The 23597-nt window shown below is 62.8% G+C and carries 24 protein-coding genes; 15 read left to right on the top strand and 9 right to left on the bottom strand.

Annotation, left to right across the window (positions count from 1 at the left end):
- Positions 1 to 37: 37 nt before the first annotated feature.
- The 8 genes from urtB to E1832_RS22140 all read left to right on the top strand — a co-directional run bounded on the left by urtB (position 38) and on the right by E1832_RS22140 (position 7519).
- The gene (gene urtB / locus E1832_RS22175) at positions 38 to 907 is read left to right on the top strand and encodes an urea ABC transporter permease subunit UrtB (RefSeq protein WP_133361959.1); all 870 of its coding nucleotides are present in this window, start codon (positions 38 to 40) and stop codon (positions 905 to 907) included.
- 10 nt (positions 908 to 917) lie between these two features.
- Positions 918 to 2000 carry an urea ABC transporter permease subunit UrtC gene (gene urtC, locus E1832_RS22170; protein WP_133361958.1) on the top strand — a complete coding sequence of 361 codons (1083 nt, stop codon included), beginning with the start codon at positions 918 to 920 and terminating at the stop codon, positions 1998 to 2000.
- A 26-nt stretch (positions 2001 to 2026) separates the two neighbouring features.
- Positions 2027 to 2755: an ABC transporter ATP-binding protein gene (locus E1832_RS22165; protein WP_165978952.1), complete on the top strand. Its 729-nt coding sequence runs from the start codon at positions 2027 to 2029 to the stop codon at positions 2753 to 2755.
- 2 nt (positions 2756 to 2757) lie between these two features.
- Positions 2758 to 3459, top strand: a complete 702-nt coding sequence (gene urtE / locus E1832_RS22160) for an urea ABC transporter ATP-binding subunit UrtE (protein ID WP_133361957.1) — start codon at positions 2758 to 2760, stop codon at positions 3457 to 3459.
- A gap of 46 nt (positions 3460 to 3505) precedes the next feature.
- Entirely contained in the window at positions 3506 to 4549 is a 1044-nt protein-coding gene (locus E1832_RS22155; protein WP_133361956.1) for an aliphatic amidase, read from the top strand.
- A 67-nt stretch (positions 4550 to 4616) separates the two neighbouring features.
- Positions 4617 to 5762, top strand: coding sequence for an AAA family ATPase (locus E1832_RS22150; protein WP_133361955.1), 1146 nt, complete (start codon positions 4617 to 4619; stop codon positions 5760 to 5762).
- A gap of 4 nt (positions 5763 to 5766) precedes the next feature.
- Positions 5767 to 6927: a transporter substrate-binding domain-containing protein gene (locus tag E1832_RS22145; RefSeq protein ID WP_245514085.1), complete on the top strand. Its 1161-nt coding sequence runs from the start codon at positions 5767 to 5769 to the stop codon at positions 6925 to 6927.
- Positions 6920 to 7519 (top strand): ANTAR domain-containing response regulator, encoded by a 600-nt coding sequence (locus E1832_RS22140; RefSeq protein ID WP_245514084.1) that lies wholly within the window; start codon positions 6920 to 6922, stop codon positions 7517 to 7519. The genes E1832_RS22145 and E1832_RS22140 overlap by 8 nt, the downstream gene beginning before the upstream one ends.
- Positions 7520 to 7801: 282 nt before the next feature.
- Here the strand turns inward: E1832_RS22140 and E1832_RS22135 are convergent, their stop codons facing one another.
- The 7 genes from E1832_RS22135 to E1832_RS22105 form a co-directional block, all read right to left on the bottom strand.
- The gene (locus E1832_RS22135; protein WP_133361953.1) at positions 7802 to 9085 is read right to left on the bottom strand and encodes an ArgE/DapE family deacylase; all 1284 of its coding nucleotides are present in this window, start codon (positions 9083 to 9085) and stop codon (positions 7802 to 7804) included.
- 1 nt (position 9086) lies between these two features.
- Positions 9087 to 9884 carry a dienelactone hydrolase family protein gene (locus E1832_RS22130; protein ID WP_133361952.1) on the bottom strand — a complete coding sequence of 266 codons (798 nt, stop codon included), beginning with the start codon at positions 9882 to 9884 and terminating at the stop codon, positions 9087 to 9089.
- A complete protein-coding gene (locus E1832_RS22125; protein WP_133361951.1) occupies positions 9881 to 10642 on the bottom strand; it encodes an ABC transporter ATP-binding protein in 762 nt (253 codons plus the stop codon). Before E1832_RS22125 ends, E1832_RS22130 begins: the two co-directional genes overlap by 4 nt.
- Positions 10639 to 11610: an ABC transporter ATP-binding protein gene (locus tag E1832_RS22120; RefSeq protein ID WP_133361950.1), complete on the bottom strand. Its 972-nt coding sequence runs from the start codon at positions 11608 to 11610 to the stop codon at positions 10639 to 10641. The genes E1832_RS22125 and E1832_RS22120 overlap by 4 nt, the downstream gene beginning before the upstream one ends.
- On the bottom strand, positions 11607 to 12440 hold the full coding sequence (locus E1832_RS22115) for an ABC transporter permease (protein WP_133361949.1): 834 nt from the start codon (positions 12438 to 12440) through the stop codon (positions 11607 to 11609). Before E1832_RS22115 ends, E1832_RS22120 begins: the two co-directional genes overlap by 4 nt.
- A gap of 26 nt (positions 12441 to 12466) precedes the next feature.
- The gene (locus tag E1832_RS22110) at positions 12467 to 13426 is read right to left on the bottom strand and encodes an ABC transporter permease (RefSeq protein ID WP_133361948.1); all 960 of its coding nucleotides are present in this window, start codon (positions 13424 to 13426) and stop codon (positions 12467 to 12469) included.
- A 74-nt stretch (positions 13427 to 13500) separates the two neighbouring features.
- The gene (locus E1832_RS22105) at positions 13501 to 15063 is read right to left on the bottom strand and encodes an ABC transporter substrate-binding protein (protein ID WP_133361947.1); all 1563 of its coding nucleotides are present in this window, start codon (positions 15061 to 15063) and stop codon (positions 13501 to 13503) included.
- Between the two features lie 225 nt (positions 15064 to 15288).
- Here E1832_RS22105 and E1832_RS22100 point away from each other — a divergent pair, with 225 nt between their 5' ends.
- Both E1832_RS22100 and E1832_RS22095 read left to right on the top strand, forming a co-directional pair.
- Entirely contained in the window at positions 15289 to 16689 is a 1401-nt protein-coding gene (locus E1832_RS22100; protein ID WP_206021092.1) for an amidase, read from the top strand.
- Positions 16686 to 17540 carry a MurR/RpiR family transcriptional regulator gene (locus E1832_RS22095; protein WP_133361945.1) on the top strand — a complete coding sequence of 285 codons (855 nt, stop codon included), beginning with the start codon at positions 16686 to 16688 and terminating at the stop codon, positions 17538 to 17540. Before E1832_RS22100 ends, E1832_RS22095 begins: the two co-directional genes overlap by 4 nt.
- Positions 17541 to 17731: 191 nt before the next feature.
- Here the strand turns inward: E1832_RS22095 and E1832_RS22090 are convergent, their stop codons facing one another.
- Positions 17732 to 18571 carry a universal stress protein gene (locus tag E1832_RS22090; protein ID WP_133361944.1) on the bottom strand — a complete coding sequence of 280 codons (840 nt, stop codon included), beginning with the start codon at positions 18569 to 18571 and terminating at the stop codon, positions 17732 to 17734.
- Between the two features lie 197 nt (positions 18572 to 18768).
- Here E1832_RS22090 and ccoN point away from each other — a divergent pair, with 197 nt between their 5' ends.
- Genes ccoN through ccoP form a run of 4 tightly spaced genes read left to right on the top strand, consistent with a single transcriptional unit; the run spans position 18769 to position 22179 of the window.
- Complete coding sequence (gene ccoN / locus E1832_RS22085) at positions 18769 to 20373, top strand: cytochrome-c oxidase, cbb3-type subunit I (RefSeq protein ID WP_133361943.1); 1605 nt, start codon at positions 18769 to 18771, stop codon at positions 20371 to 20373.
- Between the two features lie 14 nt (positions 20374 to 20387).
- Positions 20388 to 21116: a cytochrome-c oxidase, cbb3-type subunit II gene (ccoO, locus tag E1832_RS22080; RefSeq protein ID WP_133361942.1), complete on the top strand. Its 729-nt coding sequence runs from the start codon at positions 20388 to 20390 to the stop codon at positions 21114 to 21116.
- Between the two features lie 11 nt (positions 21117 to 21127).
- Positions 21128 to 21313, top strand: a complete 186-nt coding sequence (locus E1832_RS22075) for a cbb3-type cytochrome c oxidase subunit 3 (RefSeq protein ID WP_133361941.1) — start codon at positions 21128 to 21130, stop codon at positions 21311 to 21313.
- The gene (gene ccoP, locus E1832_RS22070) at positions 21310 to 22179 is read left to right on the top strand and encodes a cytochrome-c oxidase, cbb3-type subunit III (protein ID WP_133361940.1); all 870 of its coding nucleotides are present in this window, start codon (positions 21310 to 21312) and stop codon (positions 22177 to 22179) included. Before E1832_RS22075 ends, ccoP begins: the two co-directional genes overlap by 4 nt.
- A 183-nt stretch (positions 22180 to 22362) precedes the next feature.
- Here ccoP and E1832_RS22640 read toward each other — a convergent pair whose 3' ends face one another.
- Entirely contained in the window at positions 22363 to 22527 is a 165-nt protein-coding gene (locus tag E1832_RS22640) for a hypothetical protein (protein ID WP_165978951.1), read from the bottom strand.
- Positions 22528 to 22629: 102 nt separating this feature from the next.
- Between E1832_RS22640 and E1832_RS22065 the strand changes: the two genes are divergently transcribed.
- The gene (locus E1832_RS22065) at positions 22630 to 23523 is read left to right on the top strand and encodes a LysR family transcriptional regulator (RefSeq protein ID WP_133361939.1); all 894 of its coding nucleotides are present in this window, start codon (positions 22630 to 22632) and stop codon (positions 23521 to 23523) included.
- Positions 23524 to 23597: the final 74 nt, after the last annotated feature.

Below are 23597 nucleotides of genomic sequence, written 5' to 3'. Positions count from 1 at the left end.
CTGAAATATGGGTCGGACCAACTGGAAAGGCGTTCCTATGGACGTGATTGCAAACCAACTTTTCGCCGGTCTGAGCATGGCGTCGATCCTGCTCATGATCGCGCTCGGATTGGCGATCATCTATGGCGCGATGGGGGTTATCAATCTGGCGCATGGCGAGTTCGTGATGCTCGGAGCCTATGCGACCTGGGCGCTACAGACCTATGCCGGCATCGGTATCCTGCCGGCGCTGCCATTCGTGTTCATTTCCGTGGCCGCCGTGGGCTGGATCGTTGAAAAGGTCGTCGTTCAAAACCTTTATCACCGACCCCTCGACACCATCCTTGCCACATGGGGCATCGGGATCATCCTGCAACAGGCTGTGCGTCTTGGCGTGGGCGCTGAATCCCGTTTCGTGAAAGGCCCGGATCTGCTGTCCGGGAACACGGAAATCGGTCCTCTGATCATGTCGAATTACAGGTTGTTCGTGATCGTTTTCTCGATGGCGGTCCTGGCCGCGACCTGGATGCTGATGACCCGCACCGAGTTCGGGATGAAGCTGAGGGCGGTGATCCAGAACCGGGCTATTTCCGAATGCTACGGGATCGAGGCAAAACGCATCTATTCGGTCACCTTCGCATATGGCGCGGGCCTTGCGGGCCTTGCCGGCGCGCTCATCACGCCGCTTTTCAGCACGATTCCGACCATGGGGACCGGCCTGGTCGTCGATGCCTTTCTGGTCGTCATCGTCGGTGGCCTGGGAAGCCTGATCGGGTCGGCCGCGGCCTCGGTCCTGATCGGCGAAGCGACGGCGATCTTCTCCATCGTGATCAACGACACGCTCGGTCGCATCGCGGTTCTGGCGGGCATCATCCTTCTGATCCGGTTCCGTCCTCGCGGACTCTTCCCGACCGAAACACGTCGCTAAGGAAACAGGCATGTCATCTAAATTCCAATACGACCTTGTGGCTCTGGTGATTTTTGCGCTCGTGGTCGCCTTCGGGGTTCCGGCCGTCATGAACTACGACGGTTTCGAGCTCAACACATTCGCGCGGTATCTCGCCCTGGCGATCGTGTCGATGGCGCTGTCGCTCTCCTGGGGGACCGCCGGGCTTCTCAACCTTGGTCAGGCCGCGACCTTCGGCATGGGCTCCTATGCGATGGCGATGCATCTGAAACTGCGCGCCAGCGACGGCCTCCCCGATTTCATGGCATGGAACAATGTCGAAACACTTCCCTGGGTGTGGGTTCCGTTCGAGTCCCTGACGTTCACCTTGCTGGCCGGGTTACTGGTGCCCGCCTTCATCGGCGGCCTGATCGCGATCTTCATGTTCCGTGCGCGCATCGCCGGCGTCTTCGTCGCCATCATTACGCTCGCGTTCCTGGTCGCTTTCCAGCTTCTGTTCATCAATCAACAGGGGCATACCGGCGGGCAGAACGGCCTGACCGGCCTTGCTCAGATGTCCTTGTTCGGATGGATCGTCGATCCCTACAGCATGGGCTTTTACAATCTCGTTGCGGGATGCCTTGTCGTGGCGCTGGCGTTCGGGGTTTACCTGACGCACAGCAAGTTCGGCCTCATCCTGCGGGCCATTCGCGAGGATGCCGACCGGGCCCGGTTCTTCGGCTACAACGTGGCCAACTATCAGACGCTTGTGTTCTGCATTTCCGCCGCGCTCGCGGGGTGGGCGGGCATGCTCTACACGTTGGTGCTCGAGTTCGCATCGCCAACCTATATGAGCGTCTCCTTCAGCCTGGCGATCGTGATCTGGTGCGCCGTGGGCGGACGGGAATCCGTTATCGCGGCGGCATTCGGCGCCATCGTGGTCAACATGCTCGAAGGGCGCCTGTCGGATGTCTTCGTCGAAGGGTGGCACCTCATACTGGGTGTGATCTTTGTGCTGGTGGTCATGTTCATGCCGCGCGGCATCTATGGGCTGCTTTCGGAAAGCTTGCAGAAACTGCGCGGAATAGGCCGCCCGCGCGATCATCGCGACGCTGAAACCTTTCCGAACACGTAATCCCGTACAAGGCAGGAGCAGAACTCATGGAACAACTGCAAGTTACCGATCTGCAAGTGGAATTCGGCGGGCTTCGTGCCGTGGATGGCCTCAGCTTCTCGGTGCAAGAGGGTGAAATCCTTTGCTTGCTTGGCCCAAATGGTGCGGGCAAGTCCACGACGCTGGACCTGATCTGCGGAAAGACACAGCCAACCGCCGGGTCCATTCAACTGAATGGCGTCGAGATTTCACAGATGCTCGAGTTTCGCCGGGCCCGGCTGGGAATTGGCCGCAAATTCCAGGTGCCTTCGGTGTACAAGAACCTGACGGTCGATGAAAACCTGTCCGTCGCCCGGTCCAGACGGCCGGGGATGTGGAGCGCGCTCACCCGGCTTTCCCTGACTGACGCCCGCGAGAGCGCAGCGATCCTGGACCGGGTGCATCTCGGCGCCAAGAGGGCCGAGTTGGCCGGAAACCTGTCGCACGGCGAGACCCAGTGGCTCGAGATAGCCATGCTGATCGCGCAGGACAGCAAATTGATCCTCATGGATGAGCCGACCGCGGGCATGACCATCCAGGAAACGGAACGCACCGCCAAAATCTTTCGATCACTCAGCGACAGCCACACGCTGATAGTCGTCGAGCACGACATGTCCTTTGTGCGCACCGTGGCCGACCGGATCATCGTGATGAACCGCGGGGCGATGCTGGCCGAAGGCTCGATCGAAGAAATCGAAGCCAATGAAGACGTCAAGACAGCGTATCTGGGGCACTGAACATGGAAAACATGAAAGCGAGAGAGCTGTATTCCTACTACGGCACAAGCCCGGTTCTTCAGGGCGTTTCATTCGATCTCGAACAGGGTGAGTTCCTTGCGGTCTTGGGGCGCAATGGCGTTGGCAAGACGACACTGCTGAAATCGATCATGGGTTTGACCGACCGGTGCGACGGCGGTCTTGCCTTCGGTGAGCGGGAGATCCTGAGCCTTTCCACACCGCAGCGATCGCGGCTGGGGATCGGCTATATCCCGCAGGGGCGGGAAATCATCCCTCAGTTCACGGTGCGTGAAAACATCCTGATGGGCACATTCGCGCGGCCGGACGGCAAGCGGGACATTCCCGATTACCTGTTCGACATGTTCCCGATCCTGAAGGAATTCATCTCGCGCCGCGGGGGCGATTTGTCCGGCGGTCAACAGCAACAACTGGCCATTGCGCGTGCGCTTGCGATGGACCCCAAGATTCTCATCCTCGACGAGCCAACGGAGGGCATTCAGCCGAACATCGTCAAGCAGATCGAGGATGCGATCGTCTGGCTCAACCGGGAACGCGGGCTGGGTATTATTCTTGTCGAGCAAAACGTGCCGTTCGCAAGATCGGCGTCGGACCGTTTCCTGCTGCTCGACAAGGGCCGGGTCGTACTGACCGGAAAATCGGATGAGCTGACCGACGACCTCGTCGAAAAACACCTGACCTTCTGACGGATCAGGACACTTCACCAATCAACCCAACGGGAAAGGAAAAAACATGAGACATGGTGATATTTCAAGCAGCGACAGCACGGTTGGCGTTGCGGTCGTGAACTACAAGATGCCCCGGTTGCATACCAAGGCCGAGGTCATGGAAAACGCCGAGAAGATTGGCGAGATGATCATCGGCATGAAGCAGGGGCTTCCGGGCATGGATCTGGTCGTTTTCCCCGAATACAGCACGCAGGGGATCATGTACGACCCCGACGAGATGATGGAAACGGCCGCAAATATCCCGGGTGATGAAACCGAGGTTTTTGCGCGGGCTTGCCGGAAGGCCAATACCTGGGGGGTGTTTTCCCTGACCGGTGAACGCCACGAGGAACACCCGAAGAAGACCCCGTACAACACCCTTATCCTTATGAACAACAAGGGTGAAATCGTTCAGAAGTATCGCAAGATCCTGCCCTGGAACCCGATCGAAGGATGGTATCCCGGCGATCAGACCTATGTCGTCGAGGGGCCGAAAGGGCTCAAGGTCAGCCTGATTATCTGCGATGACGGCAACTATCCCGAGATCTGGCGCGACTGCGCGATGAAGGGGGCGGAACTCATCGTGCGCTGCCAGGGCTACATGTATCCGGCCAAGGAGCAGCAGGTCATCATGGCCAAGGCGATGGCCTGGGCCAATAACAGCTATGTCGCGGTTTCCAACGCGGCCGGGTTCGACGGTGTCTACAGCTACTTCGGCCACTCGGCGATCATCGGGTTCGATGGACGCACGCTTGGTGAGTGCGGCGAAGAGGAAATGGGCATTCAGTATGCCCAGCTTTCGATCCCCGAAATCCGCGATGCGCGCGCGAACGACCAGTCGCAGAACCACCTCTTCAAGCTGCTCCATCGCGGCTACACCGGCATCCATGCCTCCGGCGACGGCGACAAGGGCGTGGCAGAGTGCCCGTTCGAGTTCTACCGCAACTGGGTCAACGATGCCGAGAAGACCCGCGAACAGGTCGAGTCGTTCACCCGCACGACCATCGGCGTCGCATGCTGTCCGGTCGGAGGCCTTCCGACCGGTGCCAAGGAAAAAGAAGCCGACTGAATTGGCGCAACGGATCGGGGCGGCCGTTCGCAACCGCCCCGGTCCACCCTAAATGGCAGGAGAACACATGCCTTTCTTGACGGATCGGATGCATGACAGGCAGCGGCAGGACAAGCTTGCCGCGGCGCTTGCAGATGAAAACTCCGGGGGCGCGGCGCAGATCGGCGACCGGACCAGCCCGGTGCAGGCGCTCGCATCGCGCTTTTCCTTCGACCTTCAGAAAATAGAAGACGAACTGCGCGCATCCATCATCGGGCAGGACGAGGCAATCGAGCAGGTACTGGAGATTCTCAAGGTTGTCCGGGTCGATATAGGCGATCCGCGCAAACCGCTGGCCTCGGTTCTGTTCTGCGGGCCGACCGGCGTCGGCAAGACGGAAACTGTCCGCACGATTGCGCGTGCCATGTATGGCGACGCGGATGCCTTTTGCCGGGTCGATATGAATACGCTCTCGCAGGAACACTATGCCGCCGCGATCACGGGCGCACCGCCGGGATACGTAGGGTCCAAGGAGGGCACCACCATCCTGGATCAGGAAAAGATCGAGGGAACGCGAAACCTTCCGGGTCTGGTGCTTTTCGACGAATTGGAAAAGGCCAGCAACGAAGTTGTCCTGGCTCTCATGAACGTCTTCGACAACGGTCTGCTGACCGTCGCGTCCGGGGAACGTACATATTCGTTCAGGAACAGCCTGATTTTCATGTCGTCCAACCTTGGCGCGCGCGAGCTGATGATGCTGGATGAGCGCGCATCGGGGCTTCGGGGGCTTTGGTCCCGGATGTCGCAAGGAGGAAAAAAGCGAAGCGAACGCGCACATGAAATCGTCATGCGGGCGTTGCTCGAGAGGTTTCCTCCGGAACTGGTCAATCGGATAGATCACATTGATACGTTCAACTGGATCGACAGCAGCAGGATGCCGGATCTTGTCGATGTGGAGTTGCAGCGCCTGAACAGGCGGCTGAAGAAACACGGTCTCTGGCTTGAGATATCTTCGGATGTCAGGGACTTCATCGCATTGAAGGGCTATGATAAGCGGTTCGGGGCGCGCGGGCTGCGCCGCTCGATGCGTCGCCATCTTGAGTTTCCTCTCGCCGGTTACCTTCTGGGCGACCAGGGTGATTTCTCCCCTCCGGAAGGAAGCGCGATTGTGAAACTCTCGGCTCAATGCCGAAATAATGCCGTTTCATTTCGGCAGGCTTCGAAAAAGGAATAGATCTTTGAAGAGTTGGAAAATCGGCCTGCTTTTCTCGGAAACCGGGGTGACGTCGATCATCGAGCGATCGCAGTTGAACGGGGCATTGTTGGCCATTGACCAGATCAACGCGAAAGGCGGTGTGCGCGGCCGCCCGATCGAGCCTGTGTCATACGATCCGGCGTCGGTGACACGAAATTACGGGGAACTGGCCGAGAAAATGATCGTCGAAGACAAGATCGGCGTGATTTTCGGGTGCTACATGTCTTCTTCGCGCAAAGAGGTTCTCCCGGTGGTTGAACGCCGCAATGCCCTGTTCTTCTACCCGACCCTTTATGAGGGCTTCGAATATTCTCCGAATGTCATCTATGGCGGCGCATGTCCGAACCAGAACAGTGTGCCCTTGGCGAACTACCTTATGAACGCCTACGGGAACCGGTTTTACTTCGTCGGCTCCGACTACATTTACCCCAGGGAATCCAACCGCGTGATGCGCAACGTGCTGCGCCAGGGCGGCGGCGAAGTGCTGGGCGAGGTCTACTTCGACCTCGAGGCCGGACAAGCGGATTTTTCGCAGGTGATCGACGACATCATGGACAAAAAACCGGATGTGATTTTTTCGACGGTTGTCGGGCAGGGATGTATCGAGTTCTATAAGGCCTATCATGCCGCAGGCGGGGACGGTCGGAAGTGTCCCATCGCCAGCCTCACGATGAATGAAGGGGAGATAGACGCCATAGGTTGCGAAGCTTCTGCTGGCCACATTACCGCCGCGCCATATTTCCGCTCGATCAATTCTCCTGCGAACCGCAGCTTTCTCAAGGCATATCAGGCCAAGTTCGGCTCGACCGTCGATGTGACAAGCGGGTGCGAGGCCGCGTACAGCCAGGTTCACCTGTTTGCCGCCGCGCTTGAGGAAACCGGAGAGATCGACACAGAAAGCCTGCGCGAAGTCTTGCTGGGCGCCAGCTTTGACGCGCCTCAGGGTCTGATCAAGATCGATCCGGACAACAATCACACCTATCTCCGGTCGTGCATCGCCAAGGTGAATGACGCCGGCGAATTCGTCATACAGGCAAAAGTGCGACGCGCCATCAAACCCGATCCTTACCTAGTCTTCCCCGCCATTCACGATTGGAGTTTCCGCACGCTGAAGGTGGGTGGAACCGGGCGCAGAAATGAGTGATCCGATTCAGGATCTTCGAGACCTTCATGCGCTGGTCGTCCATCCGCGGGACAGAAGCGCTGACGAACTGTTGCAGCAGGTAAACCGGATTGGCTGCAATTTCGATCACATGTGGCCGTTGCCCAAGACCTTGCCCGACAAGTTTGATCTGGTTTTCCTGGATGTCACGGACCAAAGCGCCCAACGGTTGACGTCTTTTCTCAACAGCAACGAGAAAGAGCCGACGATCATAGCGATCATTGGCTATGAAAACCCGTCTGTTCTGGATGTCATTTTCGAAATCGGCGCCCACGCGGTCCTTACAAAGCCGGTCCGCGCCGCCGGGGTCCTCAGCAGCATGCTGATGGCCCGGCGGTACCAACAGGAGCAACAGCGCTTCAAAAAAGAGCTGAAGAAAGTTCGCGAGAAGCTGGATAACGTGCAAAAGGTGAATGACGCGAAATTCATCCTGATGCGACATCGCGGCATTACCGAGCGTGACGCTTATGACCTGATCCGAAAGCAGGCGATGACCAAGCGAACGACGACAACCGAAATCGCGCAGTCCATCATCAATGCCGAGAGCATTCTGAGCAAGATGGGCGACACATAAGTCGTGTTCGCGTGGCGTGCTGCGGAAACAGCGGCAACAGAGGTCAGGGCGCCGGCCCATGCGATGACCCGGCCCTCGGCCTCGAAATAGACCATTCCAAAGAATAACTCTCGAATGCCTATCGGGGCCGCAACTGCCCTTGAGGGTGCAGCCAGGCCCATTTCGCCACGCCTTGCGGGTGCGCAAAGCGTGCGGAGGAGGGGCCGCATTCCGGCGTTTGCGTACCGTGTGAACGGCGGAGAGGTCATTTCAGGCCCCTCCGGCGATGTCGTCACGCCCGCCTCAGGACGCCGGTTCCAGACCACACCAATCGGCGATGAAGAGCGTCATCGCCTTTGTGATCTTTCGCAGCGAGGGCAGGCTGACGCGTTCATCGAACCCATGGATCGAGTCCGCCACCGGCCCGTAGACCAGCGCCGGCATCCCGCCATATAGCCCGAAGAACCGCGCATCGGTGGTGGCGGTGGAGGAGACCTCTTCCAACTCGGTTCCGAACACCGCGCGATGCGCCCCGGCCAGCACGCCAACCGGTTCCTGTGCATCGGTCAGAACATATCCCTCGGCCTCGAAGCCATGATAGGTCACCTCGGGCGGGCTGTTGCGCAGGAACGCGTTGCCGCGCGCGGCGTCAAGAACGGTTTCCTCGATCTCGCGTTTGGCCGCCGCGATGCTCTGCCCGGGATAGATGGCGACCCGGACCTCGAAGCTGCACCAGGCCGGCACGCTGGAGGCCCAGTCGCCGCCCTCGATCCGCCCGACGTTCAGGTTGATCGGATGGTCGACGTCGCGGTAGTGGGCATGGTCCGCCTTGTTGTCGTTCCACCGTGCCTCGAGCCCGCGCAGCGCCTGCATCACACCATAGGCCGCGTCGATTGCATTGGCGCCTGTGGTGGCGTCGGAGGCGTGGACAGGTACGCCGCGCACCGTGACCCGGAACCAGATCACCCCCAGTTGGGCGCGGATCAGGCAATCATGCAGCGGTTCGGGGATCAGCACCGCGTCGGCGCGGTATCCGCGCGCCAGACAGGCCAGCGCGCCATTGCCGGTGCATTCCTCCTCGACCACGCTTTGTACGATAATGTCGGCGGTCGGTCTGAACCCGGCCCGCCCGATGGCATCCAGCGCCGCCAGACAGGCCACCTGTCCCGCCTTCATGTCGCCGCCGCCCCGGCCAAAGAGCCAGTCGCCGTCGATGCGCGGCTCGAACGGCGGTGTCGTCCACATGTCGAGCGGGCCGGCGGGCACCACGTCGATATGACCGTTCAGAATGACCGAGCGTCCCCTTGGCGTTTCGGCCCGATAGGTGCCGACCACGTTCCAGGCATTGTCATAGTTCACATGCGCCGGCGAGAAACCGGGCAGGTGCCGGATCTCGTCCAGATCGATTAGAAAGCGGTCGACCGAGAGGTCCCGCCGGCGCATCTGATCCGCCATGAAATCCTGCGCGGTGGCCTCATTGCCCCGGGTGGAGGGGAAGCGCACCAGATCGGCGGTCAGCCCCACCTGCGCGTCAAAACCTTCGTCAACGGCCGCGTTCAGCGCCTCGGCGATCTTGTCTGTCATCATGTCAGTGCCCCCTGTTTTTCTTGGTATCATTTGCGATGGTCAGGATGAAATCGAGGATTGTCTTCTGTACGTCACGATCCGATGAGAGCCAATGTTTGCCCGCCAGATGCGAGGGCGCGCGGTAGACGATCGCGCGTTGTTCCGGCCCCTGCATGAAGGCGCCGCACTCGCCGTGCAGGACGGGCGCGCGAAACCAGGGATCATCCGCGCCCACCAGGCTCAGGACGGGCTGGCCCTCGGGGGCGTTGAGTCCGCGATACTCGGGCCATCCGGCGTGACAGGTCCAGCCCTCGATCACCCGGCCGTCAGCGCCGATAGCCGGGATGGTTGCCGTGGTGATACCGCCCTCGGACTGGCCCATCAGGATCAGCGGCAGGTCGGGGGCGAGCGCGCGCAGACGCTCGGCGGCAAAGCGCATCTCGGCCTGACGCCAGCCGAGGACGGCGCGGTGCAGCCCGCCGCGCGGGATGCCGGGATCGCAGCTTTTCGGCTTGTTCGTCCGGGCGAAGCTGTCGGGCGCCACCGTCAGCACCCCGGCCTGCGCCAGAAACCGACCGGTGGCGGCCGAGATCTCCGACAGCCCGTCGCAGCCATGGGCATAGACCACCACCGCGCGGGGGGAAGCGGCCGCGAGGTGTTCCGCCAGTTCCGCCGCGCTCAGCCGCGCATAGCCCGCTGCCCCCTCCGCCGGGGCAAAGACCCAGGCGGCGTCCCAGGTTCGTTGCAGCTCATCCGCCGCGCGGGCCCCGGTCCCGGCCCCCAGGGCCAGAGCGAGCGCGACACCCAGAGCCCACCTCATCCGATCGCCGCCATGAGTTTTCTGCTGTAGGGATGCTCCGGCTCGCCATAGAACCGCGCCGCCTCCGCCACCTCGACGAACTCACCCTGATACATCACCGCGATCCGGTGACTGATGTAGCGCGTCGCGGCCAGATCATGGGAGATGAACAGCGCCCCGAACCCGTGCTGATCCTGCAACTCCCGGACAAGGTTCAGCACCTGCGCCTGTACCGAAACGTCAAGGGCGCTGACCGCCTCGTCGAAGACGATGAAGCGCGGCTCGGTGATCAGGGCCCGGGCAATGGCCACGCGCTGACGCTGACCGCCGGAGAGCTGGCCCGGGAACCGCTCGGCAAAGCTGGCGCCGAGGCCGACGTTCTCCAGCATCGCCGCCACCCGCGCCCGCCGCTCCTCTGCCGGGGTGCCGAGAACCACCAGCGGTTCCTCCACAGAGCGGCCGCATTTGAGCCGCGGGTTCAGCGCCCACTCGGGGTGTTGCAGCACCACTGAGAGCTGGCCGCGCCGTTGGCGCAGGGCGCCGAAGGCCTCGCCGCAGAACCGCATCTCGCCCGCGCTGGGGGGCTGCAGGCCGAGGCAGACCCGGCCCAGCGTGGTCTTGCCCGATCCGCTCTCGCCGACCAGCCCGACGGTTTCGCCGGGGGCGATCTGCAGGCTGATCCCCTTGACCGCCTGAAAGCCGTCGCGGCGGAACGGGCCGCCGCCATAGGTGACAACGATGCGGTCCAGATCGACTACGGGGGTGAGGGGAGCAGTCATCGCGCGGCCTCCTTCGGCTCGGTTTGCGTTCCGGCCAGTAGACAGAGCACCTCGCGTCCCTCGACCTCACGCGGTTCAGGCCGGGTCGTATGACAGTTTTCCTCCGAAACCGTACACCGCGGCTCAAACGAACAGGCGGCGCAGCGCGCGCTCAGCAGCGGCGGGGTGCCCGGGATCGGTGTCAGCCAGTCGCCGGGCTTCTCATGTCCCGCCGCCGCCTTCAGCAGCGCGCGGGTATAGGGGTGGACAGGGGCGTCCAGCACCCGACCGGTTGGCCCCTGCTCGACGATACGGCCACCATACATCACAGCTACACGGTCGGCATGGCGGGCGATCATGTGGACGTCATGCGACAGGATCACAAGGCTGGCGCCGCTTTCCGCGCGCAGCCGGCAGAGCGTGCCCATCACCTTGTCCCGGATCGAGGCATCCAGCGATGCGGTCGGCTCGTCCGCGATCAGCAGGCGCGGCGTGCGGGCGGACGCCATGGCAATCACAACGCGCTGTGCCATGCCGCCGGAAAGCTGGTGCGGAAAGCTTTTCGCCACCCGCGCCGGGTCGTCCAGTTCGGCCCGTTCGAGCAGCGCATGGATTTCCTCCGAACCCGCCCTGCGGCCCATGGCGCGCTGCATTTGCCGCCCGATCCGCATGGTGGGATCGAGCGCCACCATCGGGTTCTGAAACACAAACCCCAGCAGGTCGCGGCGCAGTTCGCGCAGATCGTTCGCGGCGATGTCAAAGACCGGCTGGCCGGCGACATCCATCCGGCCGTCTTCCCGTTCCGCCTCGGCGGGCAGCAGCCGGCCCATCGCCATGCCCAGCGTGCTCTTGCCCGAGCCGCTTTCGCCGACGATGGCAAGCGTCTCGCCCTCGGAGATGGTCAGATCCACCCCATCCAGCGCCCGCACCGGGCCGTTCGAGGCCCGATAGGTCACCACGAGATTTTCGCAGGTTACGATATGGCTCATGTCAAAGACCGCCCTTTCAAAGGCTCCAGCGCGTCGCGCACCGCATCGCCGGTCAGGTTGACGGACATGATCGCCGCCGACAGCACGGCGCCCGAGCTCAGCACCAGCCAGGGCGCAAAGGTCAGATAGGCGCTGCCCTGTCGCAGCAGCGAACCGAGCGAGGCATAGGGCGGTTGCACCCCCAGCCCGAGAAAGCTAAGCGCGCTTTCGATGATCATGCCGATCGACAGCGCATAGGTAAGCTGCACGATCACCGCGCCGATAATATTGGGCAGGATATGCACCATCATTACCCGCCAGGGCGAGGCGCCCGCCACCTGCGCGGCGACGATGAACCCGCGCGAGGCCAGCCCCAGCGTGACCGCCCGCACCACCCGGATGAACAGCGGCAGCGTCGCCACCGAGATCACCGCGATCGCCGAAATCTGTCCGGGCCCCATCACCGCCGCGATCAGCAGGCCCGCCAGGATCGCCGGAAAGGCGAACAGGATGTCGGCGCCCCGCGCCACCAGCTGATCGGCAAAGCCCCCGAAAAACCCGGAGACCATGCCCAGCAGCGTGCCGATGACAGCGGTGATGATCACCGCGACCGCGGACAACAGAAAGGTGGCGCGGATACCGTCGACCACCCGCGGCAGGAACGAGCGTCCCAGCTCGTCGGTGCCAAAGGGGAACTGCCAGCTTGGCGGCGTGAGGCGCGGACCGGCGCCGATCCTCATCGGGTCGCCCAGCGGCAGATGCGGGCCGACCAGCCCCAGAAGAATGAGAAAGATCAGCAGACCCAGACCGAAGCGCGACAGCCGGTCCAGGCGCCAGAGAATTGAGAACATTGACGGTATTCCTTTTGCGACCGCCATCAGTGCCGTCCGCTTCCGACCCGGGGGTCGATCAGCGCATAGGCGAGATCGGCCAGCATGTTGATGGTGATAAAGACCGCGGCGGCGATCAGCACGCCGGCCTGCACGATGGCATAGTCGCGGTTCTCAAGGCCGCTGAAGATGAAAAATCCGATGCCGGGGATCGAAAACAGCACCTCGACGACGACGGCGCCGCCCAGCAGGAAACCGAAATAGGTCGTGACGACCGTGACGACCGGAATCGCGGCATTGCGCAGCACGTGCAGCCGGACGATGTCGATCGGCCTCTCGCCACGCGCGAGCGCGGTGGTGATATGGCCCTCGGTCATCACCCGGAGCACGGCATCGCGGGTGGTGCGCAGGACCAACGCGATGCCGAACAGCGACAGCGTGAGCGCAGGCAGCAGCATGACCCGCAGATTGCCAACCGGATCCTCGATCGGGCCGACATAGCCGCCGACCCGCAGCCACAGCGACCAGACCGAAAAGACAAAGATCAGCAGGCTGCCCAGCACGAAATCGGGAACGCTGGCCCCCAGCGCTCCGACCAGCCGCGCCAGCAGTCCGCCCCGATGGTCCGGTGGTGCGATGCCGGCAAGGATGCCCAGCGGCAGGCCGCCGGCGAGCGCGACGATCAGAGCCAGCAGCGCCAGCTCAAGCGTGACAGGCGCGCGGCGGAGAAACTCGTCCAGCACCGGGGCACGGGTCACCATCGAAACACCCAGATCGCCCTGGAACAGCGCCCCCAGCCAGTTCAGATATTGTATCAGCAGCGGCTGATCGAGGCCGTAGCGCACCGCGATCGCCTCGCGCGCCTCGGGCGTCACGAAGGGACCAAGGAGCACATCGGCATAGCCGCCCGGGATCATCCGCAGCGACAGGAACACCAGTGCCGAGACCCCCAGCATGGTGATGGCGGCGACCGCCAGCTTTGGCAGGAAATAGAAAAGGATACGCATGGTTCAGTCCGTATGGAGGCAGGTGTCGCGCGAACGGTCACCAGGGACCATCCGCGCGGCTGTCTTGCCTGTGTTCAATCCAGCGATTTGAAATCGTAGATGAACTGGAACGTGTTCGACGACCCGGACCGGTTCGCCGCCTTCACCTCGATCTTGTCGGCGCGATAGGCGATGTAATCGGTGCGGCTGACCAGCGCGAGCAGGTTGGCGCCGTCGTCGATCAGGTCACAGATCTCGACCAGCTTGGCGTCGCGGATTTCGCCGTCGGGCAGGGATTTCACCTCTTCCAGGGCGGTATCGAGCGCCGGCACATCCTCTTGGAAGGACTGGTTCCAGACGGCGAAGGTCGGGTTCCACCAGGCAATCACCATTGTTGGGTCGGTGTAGCCCGCCAGCCAGGACAGCGAGACGTCGAAATCGCCCTTGGTAAAGACCTTGTCGAGGTATTCGGCCATCGGCGGCTGCACGATGTCGGCGACAAAGCCGGCCTCGGCCACGCTCTGCTGCGCGACCTGGGCGATGCGGCCATAGACCGGATCGGCGGAGGTCGCCATGATGGTGATCTCAGGCGCGGTGGTACCGGCCTCGGCCAGCAAGGCCTTGGCCTTGGCCAGACGGTCTTCGCGCGACAGCGCATAGGTGGGGGCGTTCTGGCAGGCCGATTTGCCAAAGGCGGCGGGCACCGGGTAATCCACCGTGGTGGAGCCGGCGAAGACCAGATTGTTGATCGCATCCCGGTCGAGCGCCAGGTTGAAGGCCTGCCGCACCCGCTTGTCGTGGAACGCTGAGGCTTCGCTCTTCGCGTTCACGTCCATGCGGTAATAGTTGGTGGTCTGTTGCGGCAGCACCTCGATGTTGCTGTCGCGCGACAGCATCAGCGCCACGTCGGGATTGCTGAAGGTGGTGAAATCGATACGCCCGTCGCGCAGGGCCGCCATGCGGGCGGAATCGTCGGGGATGATCGGCGCGCTCAGCGTCCCGGGCGCGGCCGCGTCCTTGCGCCAGTAGTGCGGGTTTTTGGCCAGCGTCCAGCTTTCGTCCTGCTTGTGCTCGGCCACCATGAAGGGGCCCGAGCCCATCAGTTGCGAGGTCGGATCGAAGCTGCCGTCTTCCAGTTCCTTGATCGGCAGGATCGCCGCCGTGATATGCGCCAACGCGGCCAGAAAGGCGGTGTGCGGCGCCTCAAGCTCGACCGTCACGGTGTGATCGTCCGGTGCCTCGATCTTGGCGATCGTGCCAAGCTGCGCGGTCCAGTAGGAGGCGGTTTCAGGATTCTTGATCCGCATCAGGCTGCCAATCACATCGGCCGCGACCACCGGACGGCCGTTGGAGAAGGTCGCGCCGGGGCGGATCCTGAAGACATAGCTGGTGGGCGAGGTCTGCTCCCAGCTTTCGGCGAGACCGGGCTGCAACGCCATGGCGTCGTCGGTGGTCAGAAGGGTTTCATAGACCATCTGGTACATCTGCCAGGAGGTCACGGTCCCCGCGACATGGGCGTCGAACCCGGTGATCTCGCCCGGCTTGCCCCAGATAATGGTGTCGTCTGATGCAAGGGCCGCGCCCGGCAGCCCCGCCATCACCCCCAGCCCCGCCGCGAAAGCGAGCCCGAGAAGTCCCTGTTGTGTTGTCGTTTTCATTTATCGCTCTCCTGAAGTGTGATCCGAGAGTTGCTGGATATGGTCACATCGGCATGCCGTTATCGGCGCCGATGTCGATATTGATGGTAGACATATCACATCAAGTCAAGCAATGTTATTTTGGAAACTTTTGGCCAAACGCCCGACCATGCCGTCTGGTGAGGCACAAACCTGAAAACAGGGCAGGACATGATAGGGCATTTCGAATACCGTAAACACGACGCCTTGGGACTCGCAGATCTGGTGCGCTCGGGGCAGGTCACGCCAGAGGAGTTGCTGGAGACCGCCATCGTCGCGGCCGAGGCGTCCGACCCGGCTGTGCATGCGCTGTCGCAAAAGCTCTACGATCATGGACGCGAGGCGCTTTGCCACGGCACGGAAAAGGGGGCCTTTGCCGGGGTGCCGTTTCTGCTCAAGGACATCGGCGCGACGCTGAAGGGGACCGTGACCACCCAGGGCTCGCGGTTTTACGCGGATCAGCCGCCGGCTGAGGCGGACTCGACCCTGACCGCCCGTTATAAGCGGGCAGGGCTGGTGATTTTCGGCAAGACCACGACGCCGGAAATGGCGCTGGCGGCCTCGACCGAGGGGGGCTTTACCGGCACCACCCGAAACCCCTGGGCGCTGGACCGGACCGCGGGGGGCTCCTCCGGCGGGGCGGCGGCGGCGGTGGCCGCGGGCATTGTTCCCGCGGCACATGCCAGCGACGGCGGCGGCTCGATCCGCATCCCGGCCTCCTGCTGCGGGTTGTTCGGGCTGAAACCCACCCGCGCCCGCACGCCGGCCGGACCCTATGCCGGCGAAGGCTGGGGCAGCCTTTCGGTAAATCATGTGCTGACCCGCAGCGTACGCGACAGCGCCGCGCTGCTGGACGCCACCCAGGGCTATGCTCCGGGCGATCCCTATTGCGCGCCCGCCGTCGAGCGCCCCTATCTTTCGGAAATCGGCCAGCCGCCCGGCCGCCTGCGAATCGCGCTCCAGCGGCACCCGCTGTCCGGTGTCCCGGTCGATCCCGAATGCAGCCGCGCCGCCGAGGCCGCCGCGCATCTTTTGGCGGACCTGGGCCATGATGTCGAAGAGGCGCAGCCGCCCGGCGATTGGGAGGCTTTGGGATCCGCGCTTTGGACCCTGGTGTCCAGCAATGTCTCGGCGACGCTCAGGAAACGCGCCGCGGAACTGGGCCGGCCGCTGTCGGAGGGTGATGTCGATCCGGTGACCTGGAACGCCGTCACTCATGCCGCGACGCTTGATGTCGATGCCTATCCCGACGCGCTGTCGGAGATCCACATGCAGGGACGCCGGATGGCGGAATTCCACGCGATCCACGACGTGATTCTCAGCCCCACGCTGGCTAGGCCGCCGGTTCTCCTGGGAACGCAGCGCACCGACAATCCGGATCTGGAGGCCTATGGTCGCGCCCTTGCCGAATTCAGTCCCTTCACCCAGCTCTTCAACATCACCGGGCAACCGAGCATGTCGGTGCCGCTTCACTGGTCGCCGGACAACCTGCCGATCGGGGTGATGTTCAGTGCCCGTTTCGGCGACGAGGCTTTGCTGTTCCGCTTGGCATCGCAGCTGGAACAGGCCAAACCTTGGTTTGACAGAGTTGTGACCGTGAGCCGATGACCGAACCGATAGCCGATACCCTGCGCAAAGCCTTCCCGGATCTGACCAGATCCGAGAAGGCGGTCGCAACCTATCTTCTGGCCCATATGCAGCAGTTGCCGTTCGAAACCGCCGCCTCGATCGCCGACAGTGTCGGCGTCAGCCAGATGACGGTCAGCCGGTTTCTCAGGACGCTGGGGTACAAGGGGTTGAGCGACCTGAAAGAACGTCTGCGCGCGGATCTGGCGGCGACGCCGCTGCTGGTTTCGGACCGGCTCGACCGGATCCGCACCGATCCGGCGGCGGATGCGCGGCTTGCCAGAAATCTCGAGCGGGAACTGCAGGCCACCGTCGCGGTTTATGAATTGCGGCACAGCCCCACCTGGCACCGGGTGGCCAGGCAGCTGTGCAGCGCCGAGGCGGTCTTTGTCGCGGGGTTTCAGACCATCAGTGGCATTGCGTCGGATTTTGCCGGCAGGTTGGACTATATCCGTCCCAACGCGGTGTTTCTGCAAGACAAGAGCGGCACCTTCAGCGAGCTTTTCGCCTCTGGCGGGGACGGCAAGCTGCTGATCCTGTTCGAGATGCGCCGCTATACTCGGCTCAGTTTCCAGCTTGCCCGCGCCGCGTCCGAAGCCGGTATTGCCCTGGCGATCATCTGCGATACCCATTGCTACTGGGCGCATGATTTCACCGAGGACGTGCTGGCGGTGAACACCGAGGCCGAGTTGTTCTGGGACTCTCAGGCCCCCTTTGCGACGCTGAACAATCTGCTTCTGGACGACGTCATCGCGCAACTGGGCGATCAGGTCGCCAAGCGCATCCAGCATATGCGTCGCCTGCAGGACCAGTTCGAGGCCTTTGTCGACTGACACCGGACCGGTCCGGCGGTGACCGGGGCAGTCAATGGCCTTGCTGTCATTCTGCGCGCGGTTCCGCCGCAAGAGGGGCCGATATTCAATGAAAAATCGCGCCGCCTGGGAGCGGCGCGATCTGCAATTCATCCGGTCAGGGGGCGATCCGTTGTTGCCCTGCCTCCCGACACCGCCGGCCCGGAGCGGGCCTAGTGGGCCATGAAAACCGGAACCTTGGCCTTTTCCAGCATATTGCGGGTGGCGCCGCCCAAGATCGCCTCGCGGAACCGCGAATGGCCATAGGCGCCCATGACGATCATTTCGGCGCCGGTGTCGGCGGCGTGGCGGTTCAGAACGTCCGAGACCCGCGTCATCGTCTTGCTCAGCACGTCGATCTCGCAATTCACGCCATGGCGCGACAGCATCTGCGAAAGCAGGCCGCCGGGGTCGGACCGTTCGGGCCCGTGCTGCGGCGGGTCGATCACCACGATGCGCACCTGTTCGGCCCTGGTCAGGAAGGGCAGCGCCTTGCGGATTGCCGCCATCGCCTCGATGCTTTCGTTCCATGCGACCAGAATCGTTCCGGGCTGGGCAACCGGCGCCGCCTCGTCCGGGACGACCAGAACCGGGGCGCGTCCTTCGAACAGGGCGGCCTCGATGATCGGCTCTGCCTCGGCGCCATGGCCATCGCCATAGGGGCGCGGCAGCACCACAAGGTCGGAGAACCGCGCGCGATAGGCCACATGCCGGCCCAGATCGGCGATCTGCGCGACGCCGTCCTCGGCCGACCAACGCACCCCCGATTTGCCCAGCTTGTCCTTGGCGTAGGCCAGCGTCGCCTCGGCCTCCTTGGTGGCGCGTTCCAGAGTTTCCTGTAGAATCATCGCATTGGCGCCAGCGTAATAGTAACCGGTCTGCGTCCGGTCCACACCCAGACAAAGCGCTTCGGCATGAGCATCCTGCGCCTCGGCCAGCGCAACAATCTGCGCCAATGCCGCATCCGACACTTTCGGGTCGGTCAATACGGTCAGCAGGGTTTTGTAAGCCATTGGAACCTCGTTCTCTTTTCATATGGCCCCGGCAGATCCCGAAGCCCTTCGGGTAGTTTCGATCCGTGTCATAGAATTGGCAAGGGTGTCTTGATGCAGATCAAAGCGATTGCATAAGCCCTCCGGCATGACATCATCGGTCTGAATCCGTCTGGCGCGGCGGAAGAATCGCGCGGGACAAGGAAAAGGGACGTGACATGTCAAACACACTCAAGCTAATCGCGCTTGGTCTGATCACATTGTTTTCGGCAATGGCGATCAACTATGCGCGCGACCTGGCCTATATGGTGCACGCAGCGATCATTCTGCTCGTGGCCGGTGGCCTGTTTCTTTATACATTGCGCAGGACAGGCGATCCCACGCCCGCGATTCCGCAAAATGAATATTTCGACAGCGTGGTGCGCGCCGGGGTGATCGCCACCGCCTTCTGGGGCGTGGTCGGTTTCCTGGTCGGAACGTTCATCGCCTTCCAACTCGCCTTTCCTCAGCTCAACTTCGACTGGCTGAGCGGTTTTGGCAATTTCGGCCGCCTGCGCCCGCTGCACACCAGCGCGGTGATCTTTGCCTTCGGCGGCAACGCGCTGATCGCCACCTCCTTCTATGTGGTGCAGCGTACCAGCGCGGCACGGCTCTGGGGCGGCAACCTGGGCTGGTTCGTGTTCTGGGGCTATCAGCTCTTTATCGTGCTGGCCGCGACCGGCTATCTGCTGGGCGCCACCCAGTCCAAGGAATACGCCGAGCCGGAGTGGTACGTCGACTGGTGGCTGACCATCGTCTGGGTCGCCTATCTGGCCGCCTTTCTGGGCACCATCATCAAGCGCAAAGAGCCGCATATCTATGTGGCCAACTGGTTCTATCTGTCCTTCATCGTCACCGTGGCGATGCTGCATGTGGTCAACAACATCTCGATCCCGATCTCGATCTGGGGATCGCGCTCGGTTCAGGTGATGTCGGGCGTGCAGGATGCGATGACCCAGTGGTGGTACGGCCACAACGCGGTGGGCTTCTTCCTGACCGCGGGCTTCCTGGGGATGATGTACTATTTCATCCCGAAACAGGCCGAACGCCCGGTGTTCTCCTACAAGCTGTCGATCATCCACTTCTGGGCGCTGATCTTCATCTATATCTGGGCCGGTCCGCACCACCTGCACTATACCGCGCTGCCCGACTGGGCCTCGACGCTGGGCATGGTGTTCTCGATCGTGCTGTGGATGCCCTCGTGGGGCGGCATGATCAACGGGCTGATGACGCTGTCGGGCGCCTGGGACAAGCTGCGCACCGATCCGGTCATCCGGATGATGGTGATCTCGGTCGGTTTCTACGGCATGTCCACCTTCGAGGGGCCGATGATGTCGATCCGCGCGGTCAACTCGCTGTCGCACTACACCGACTGGACCATCGGCCACGTGCACTCGGGTGCGCTGGGCTGGAACGGCATGATCACCTTTGGCGCGCTTTATTTCCTCGTGCCGGTGCTGTGGAAGCGTGAACGCCTCTATAGCCTGCAGATGGTGTCCTGGCACTTCTGGCTCGCGACCATCGGCATCGTGCTCTACGCCGCGTCGATGTGGGTGACCGGCATCATGGAGGGCCTGATGTGGCGCGAGGTGGATGCCAACGGCTTCCTGGTGAACTCTTTCGCCGACACCGTGGCCGCCAAGTTCCCGATGTATGTGGTGCGTGGTCTGGGCGGGGTTCTGTACCTCACCGGGGGCCTCGTGATGGTCTATAACCTGTGGATGACCGTGAAGCGGGCGCCGGCCAAAGAGGCCAGCCTCGCCACCACGGTCCCGGCTGAATAAGGAGGGTCGGAGCAATGGCAATTCTCGACAAACATAAAATAATCGAGACCAACGCGACCCTCCTGCTGGTGTTCAGCTTCCTGGTCGTGACCGTGGGCGGCATCGTGCAGATCGCACCGCTGTTCTGGCTGGAAAACACCATCGAGAAGGTGGACGGGATGCGTCCCTACACCCCGCTCGAACTGGCCGGACGCGAAATCTACGTGCGCGAAGGCTGCTATGTGTGCCACAGCCAGATGATCCGCCCGATGCGGGACGAGGTCGAACGCTATGGCCACTACAGCCTGGCGGCGGAGTCGATGTACGACCATCCGTTCCAGTGGGGGTCCAAGCGGACCGGGCCGGATCTGGCCCGCGTCGGCGGCCGCTACTCGAACGAGTGGCATGTGGATCACCTGCGCAACCCGCAATCGGTGGTGCCGGAATCCGTCATGCCGAAATATCGCTTTCTCGAGGATCGTGTGATCGACGGGCGTTACATCCAGGACGTGATGTCCACGCATGCCTTTGTCGGCGTTCCCTATACCGACGAGATGCTGGAAAATGCCCAGGCCGACTTTCTGGCCCAGGGCGACCCGGACAGCGATTATGACGGTCTGATCGAGCGGTATGGCGACAAGGTGACGGTGTCGAACTTCGACGGTCAGCCTGGCCTGTCCGAAGCCGACGCGCTGATCGCCTATCTGCAAATGCTCGGGACTCTGGTCGATTTCTCGACCTTCACGCCCGACGCAAGCCGCTGAGGGAGGGTGTCATGGAAATCTACACACTCCTGAGGCAATTCGCAGATAGCTGGGTGCTGTTGGCGCTGTTCGCCTTCTTTGTGGGCATTATCGTCTGGGTGTTCCGCCCGGGCAGCAGCAAGACCTACAACGACACGGCCGACATTCCGTTCAGGCACGACGACAAACCCGCCACGGACAAGGAGGCGAGGACATGAGCAAAGCCCCTCAAAAGCACAAGGGCGATCCGGAAACGACCGGCCACAGCTGGGACGGGATCGAAGAGTTCAACAATCCGCTTCCGCGCTGGTGGGTCTGGGTGTTCTACGCCTGTATTGTCTGGGCCATCGGCTACAGCATCGCCTATCCGGCCTGGCCGGGCGTCAAATCCGCGACAGCGGGTCTGTTGGGCTGGTCTACCCGGGCCAATGTCCAGAAAGAGATCGACGCGGTGGCCGAGGCCAATGCGGCGATCAACGAACGGCTGGTTTCGGCCGAACTGACCGAGATCGCGGCGGATCCCGAACTGAACAGCTATGCTGTTTCGGCCGGTTCGGCGGTGTTCAAGACCTGGTGCGCCCAGTGCCACGGTTCCGGCGCGGCCGGTGCCAAAGGCTATCCCAACCTGCTGGACGACGACTGGCTCTGGGGCGGCAACATCGAGGATATTCATGCCACGATCTCTCACGGCGTCCGCAACGAGGACGACGGTGATGCGCGGTATTCCCAGATGCCCGCCTTCGGTCGTGACGAACTGCTGGCCGGGGACGAGATCGACCAGGTGGTGAACTATGTCATGTCGTTGTCGGGCACGCCGCAGGACGCGGCGCAGGTCGAGGCGGGCGCGGTGGTGTTCGCGGACAACTGTGCGGCCTGTCACATGGACGACGGCACCGGCGACCGGACCCAGGGCGCACCGAACCTGACCGATGCGATCTGGCTCTATGGCGGCGATTTCGACACCCTCAAGGAAACCGTCACCAACAGCCGCTTTGGCGTGATGCCCGCTTGGGGCCTGCGTCTGAGCGAAGACCAGATCCGGGCGGCCGCCATCTATGTCCACCAGCTGGGCGGCGGCGAGTAACCTGTGATGAGAGATACCTTCGGACCGTCCCTGCGGTCCGGAGGCACGGCGCCGGCTTTTCGATCTGTTCGCGCGTTTCCTGAGAAGCCGGCGCCGACCAGTTAGTGAGTGAAAGTATAAACCTGTGGCCGGGCCCGTCCATATCTTCGGATATGGGCGGGTTCGTTCGTTTCGGGCCGTGGCTTACAGCCGGGTCGGGTCCTTGCAGCGCGATTTCTCCACCCACCAATGCCCCTTCGGCAGCCAGCGGCGGCGCTGGCCGGCGGGTTTGGCGGGCGGCACGCCCCGCATCCGGACGCAGCCGGTGCGGGTGGCGGTCATGAAACTCTGGGCATAGATGGTGATCATGGTCCTCTCCTCGGGTTGCGGGCGATATGTCCATGCAGACTTGACCAAAACGGGGAATGATGCGATTCAATTGGAATTCCAATCTGTAAGTGGGGCTTACATATGGACTGGCTCACCATGCCGCCTCTCGCCGCCCTGCGCGCCTTTGCGGCCTTTGCCGAGACGGGCAATCTGGCCCGCGCCGGCGCGTCGCTGAACATCAGCCACGCCGCAGTGAGCCAGCATTTGCGCGCGCTTGAGCGTCATATGGGTCTGCCGCTGATGGACCGGTCTGGCCGGGCGCTGCGGCTGAACGCGCAGGGTCGGCAACTGGCCGATTCGCTGGCGCTGGGCTTTGGCACCATCGCCGCAACGGTGCAGGATCTGTCCGGTCGCGGCGCCGACCGGCCGCTGCACGTCTCGGTCACGCCCAGCTTCGCGGGCTATTGGTTGTTGCCGCGGCTCGCAGTTTTTTCCCAGGCGCACCCCGATATCAGCCTGCGCGTCGATCCCTCGCCGCAGCTCATCGATCTGACCCCGGGGGGCATCGATCTGGCGCTCCGCCACGGCGCGGGCGGCTGGCCGGGATTGCACAGCGAGGTATTGCTGCCGGCGCCGCTGATCGTGGTGGCCGCGCCGACGCTGTTGCAGGGCCGCCGGATCGACAGCCCGGCCGACCTGATCGATCTGCCCTGGATCGAGGAACTGGGCACTAACGAGGCCAGCACCTGGCTGGAAACCCATGGCGCGGCGCCCGGGGGCGCACGCCGCCGCATCCAGCTGCCCGGCAACCTGATGCTGGAAAGCGCGCGGCAGGGGCAGGGGGTGTTGATCACTGTGCGGCTCTTTGTCGAGCCCGACCTCGCCGCCGGCCGGCTGGTCGAGCTGTTCGAGATGCGCCATGACGCCTATTATCACGTCGTCACCCGCCCCGGTGTGCTGCGACCGGCGGCCCGGGCCTTTGTCGCCTGGTTGCGGCGCGAGGCGCGGGCGGCATCGTCCCTTGCGGCCGGGTGAGCCCCGCGTCACAAGAGCACATTCCAAACCTGCCTTGCCGATGCGCATTTTTGATACAAATCAAAGTGTGCGGC

The sequence above is a fragment of the Antarcticimicrobium luteum genome, from assembly GCF_004358185.1.
Taxonomy (GTDB): Bacteria; Pseudomonadota; Alphaproteobacteria; order Rhodobacterales; family Rhodobacteraceae; genus Antarcticimicrobium; species Antarcticimicrobium luteum.
Note: the sequence above shows the minus strand (reverse complement) of the source record. Positions and strands in the feature narration are given on the sequence as shown.

Excerpts from the sequence above, each read along its gene's own strand:
- urtB (WP_133361959.1), top strand. The coding sequence starts at position 38 with ATGGACGTGATTGCAAACCAACTTTTCGCCGGTCTGAGCATGGCGTCG.
- urtC (WP_133361958.1), top strand. The coding sequence starts at position 918 with ATGTCATCTAAATTCCAATACGACCTTGTGGCTCTGGTGATTTTTGCG.
- E1832_RS22165 (WP_165978952.1), top strand. The coding sequence starts at position 2,027 with ATGGAACAACTGCAAGTTACCGATCTGCAAGTGGAATTCGGCGGGCTT.
- urtE (WP_133361957.1), top strand. The coding sequence starts at position 2,758 with ATGGAAAACATGAAAGCGAGAGAGCTGTATTCCTACTACGGCACAAGC.
- E1832_RS22155 (WP_133361956.1), top strand. The coding sequence starts at position 3,506 with ATGAGACATGGTGATATTTCAAGCAGCGACAGCACGGTTGGCGTTGCG.
- E1832_RS22150 (WP_133361955.1), top strand. The coding sequence starts at position 4,617 with ATGCCTTTCTTGACGGATCGGATGCATGACAGGCAGCGGCAGGACAAG.
- E1832_RS22140 (WP_245514084.1), top strand. The coding sequence starts at position 6,920 with ATGAGTGATCCGATTCAGGATCTTCGAGACCTTCATGCGCTGGTCGTC.
- E1832_RS22135 (WP_133361953.1), bottom strand. The coding sequence starts at position 9,085 with ATGATGACAGACAAGATCGCCGAGGCGCTGAACGCGGCCGTTGACGAA.
- E1832_RS22130 (WP_133361952.1), bottom strand. The coding sequence starts at position 9,884 with ATGAGGTGGGCTCTGGGTGTCGCGCTCGCTCTGGCCCTGGGGGCCGGG.
- E1832_RS22125 (WP_133361951.1), bottom strand. The coding sequence starts at position 10,642 with ATGACTGCTCCCCTCACCCCCGTAGTCGATCTGGACCGCATCGTTGTC.
- E1832_RS22120 (WP_133361950.1), bottom strand. The coding sequence starts at position 11,610 with ATGAGCCATATCGTAACCTGCGAAAATCTCGTGGTGACCTATCGGGCC.
- E1832_RS22115 (WP_133361949.1), bottom strand. The coding sequence starts at position 12,440 with ATGTTCTCAATTCTCTGGCGCCTGGACCGGCTGTCGCGCTTCGGTCTG.
- E1832_RS22110 (WP_133361948.1), bottom strand. The coding sequence starts at position 13,426 with ATGCGTATCCTTTTCTATTTCCTGCCAAAGCTGGCGGTCGCCGCCATC.
- E1832_RS22105 (WP_133361947.1), bottom strand. The coding sequence starts at position 15,063 with ATGAAAACGACAACACAACAGGGACTTCTCGGGCTCGCTTTCGCGGCG.
- E1832_RS22095 (WP_133361945.1), top strand. The coding sequence starts at position 16,686 with ATGACCGAACCGATAGCCGATACCCTGCGCAAAGCCTTCCCGGATCTG.
- E1832_RS22090 (WP_133361944.1), bottom strand. The coding sequence starts at position 18,571 with ATGGCTTACAAAACCCTGCTGACCGTATTGACCGACCCGAAAGTGTCG.
- ccoN (WP_133361943.1), top strand. The coding sequence starts at position 18,769 with ATGTCAAACACACTCAAGCTAATCGCGCTTGGTCTGATCACATTGTTT.
- ccoO (WP_133361942.1), top strand. The coding sequence starts at position 20,388 with ATGGCAATTCTCGACAAACATAAAATAATCGAGACCAACGCGACCCTC.
- E1832_RS22075 (WP_133361941.1), top strand. The coding sequence starts at position 21,128 with ATGGAAATCTACACACTCCTGAGGCAATTCGCAGATAGCTGGGTGCTG.
- ccoP (WP_133361940.1), top strand. The coding sequence starts at position 21,310 with ATGAGCAAAGCCCCTCAAAAGCACAAGGGCGATCCGGAAACGACCGGC.
- E1832_RS22640 (WP_165978951.1), bottom strand. The coding sequence starts at position 22,527 with ATGATCACCATCTATGCCCAGAGTTTCATGACCGCCACCCGCACCGGC.
- E1832_RS22065 (WP_133361939.1), top strand. The coding sequence starts at position 22,630 with ATGGACTGGCTCACCATGCCGCCTCTCGCCGCCCTGCGCGCCTTTGCG.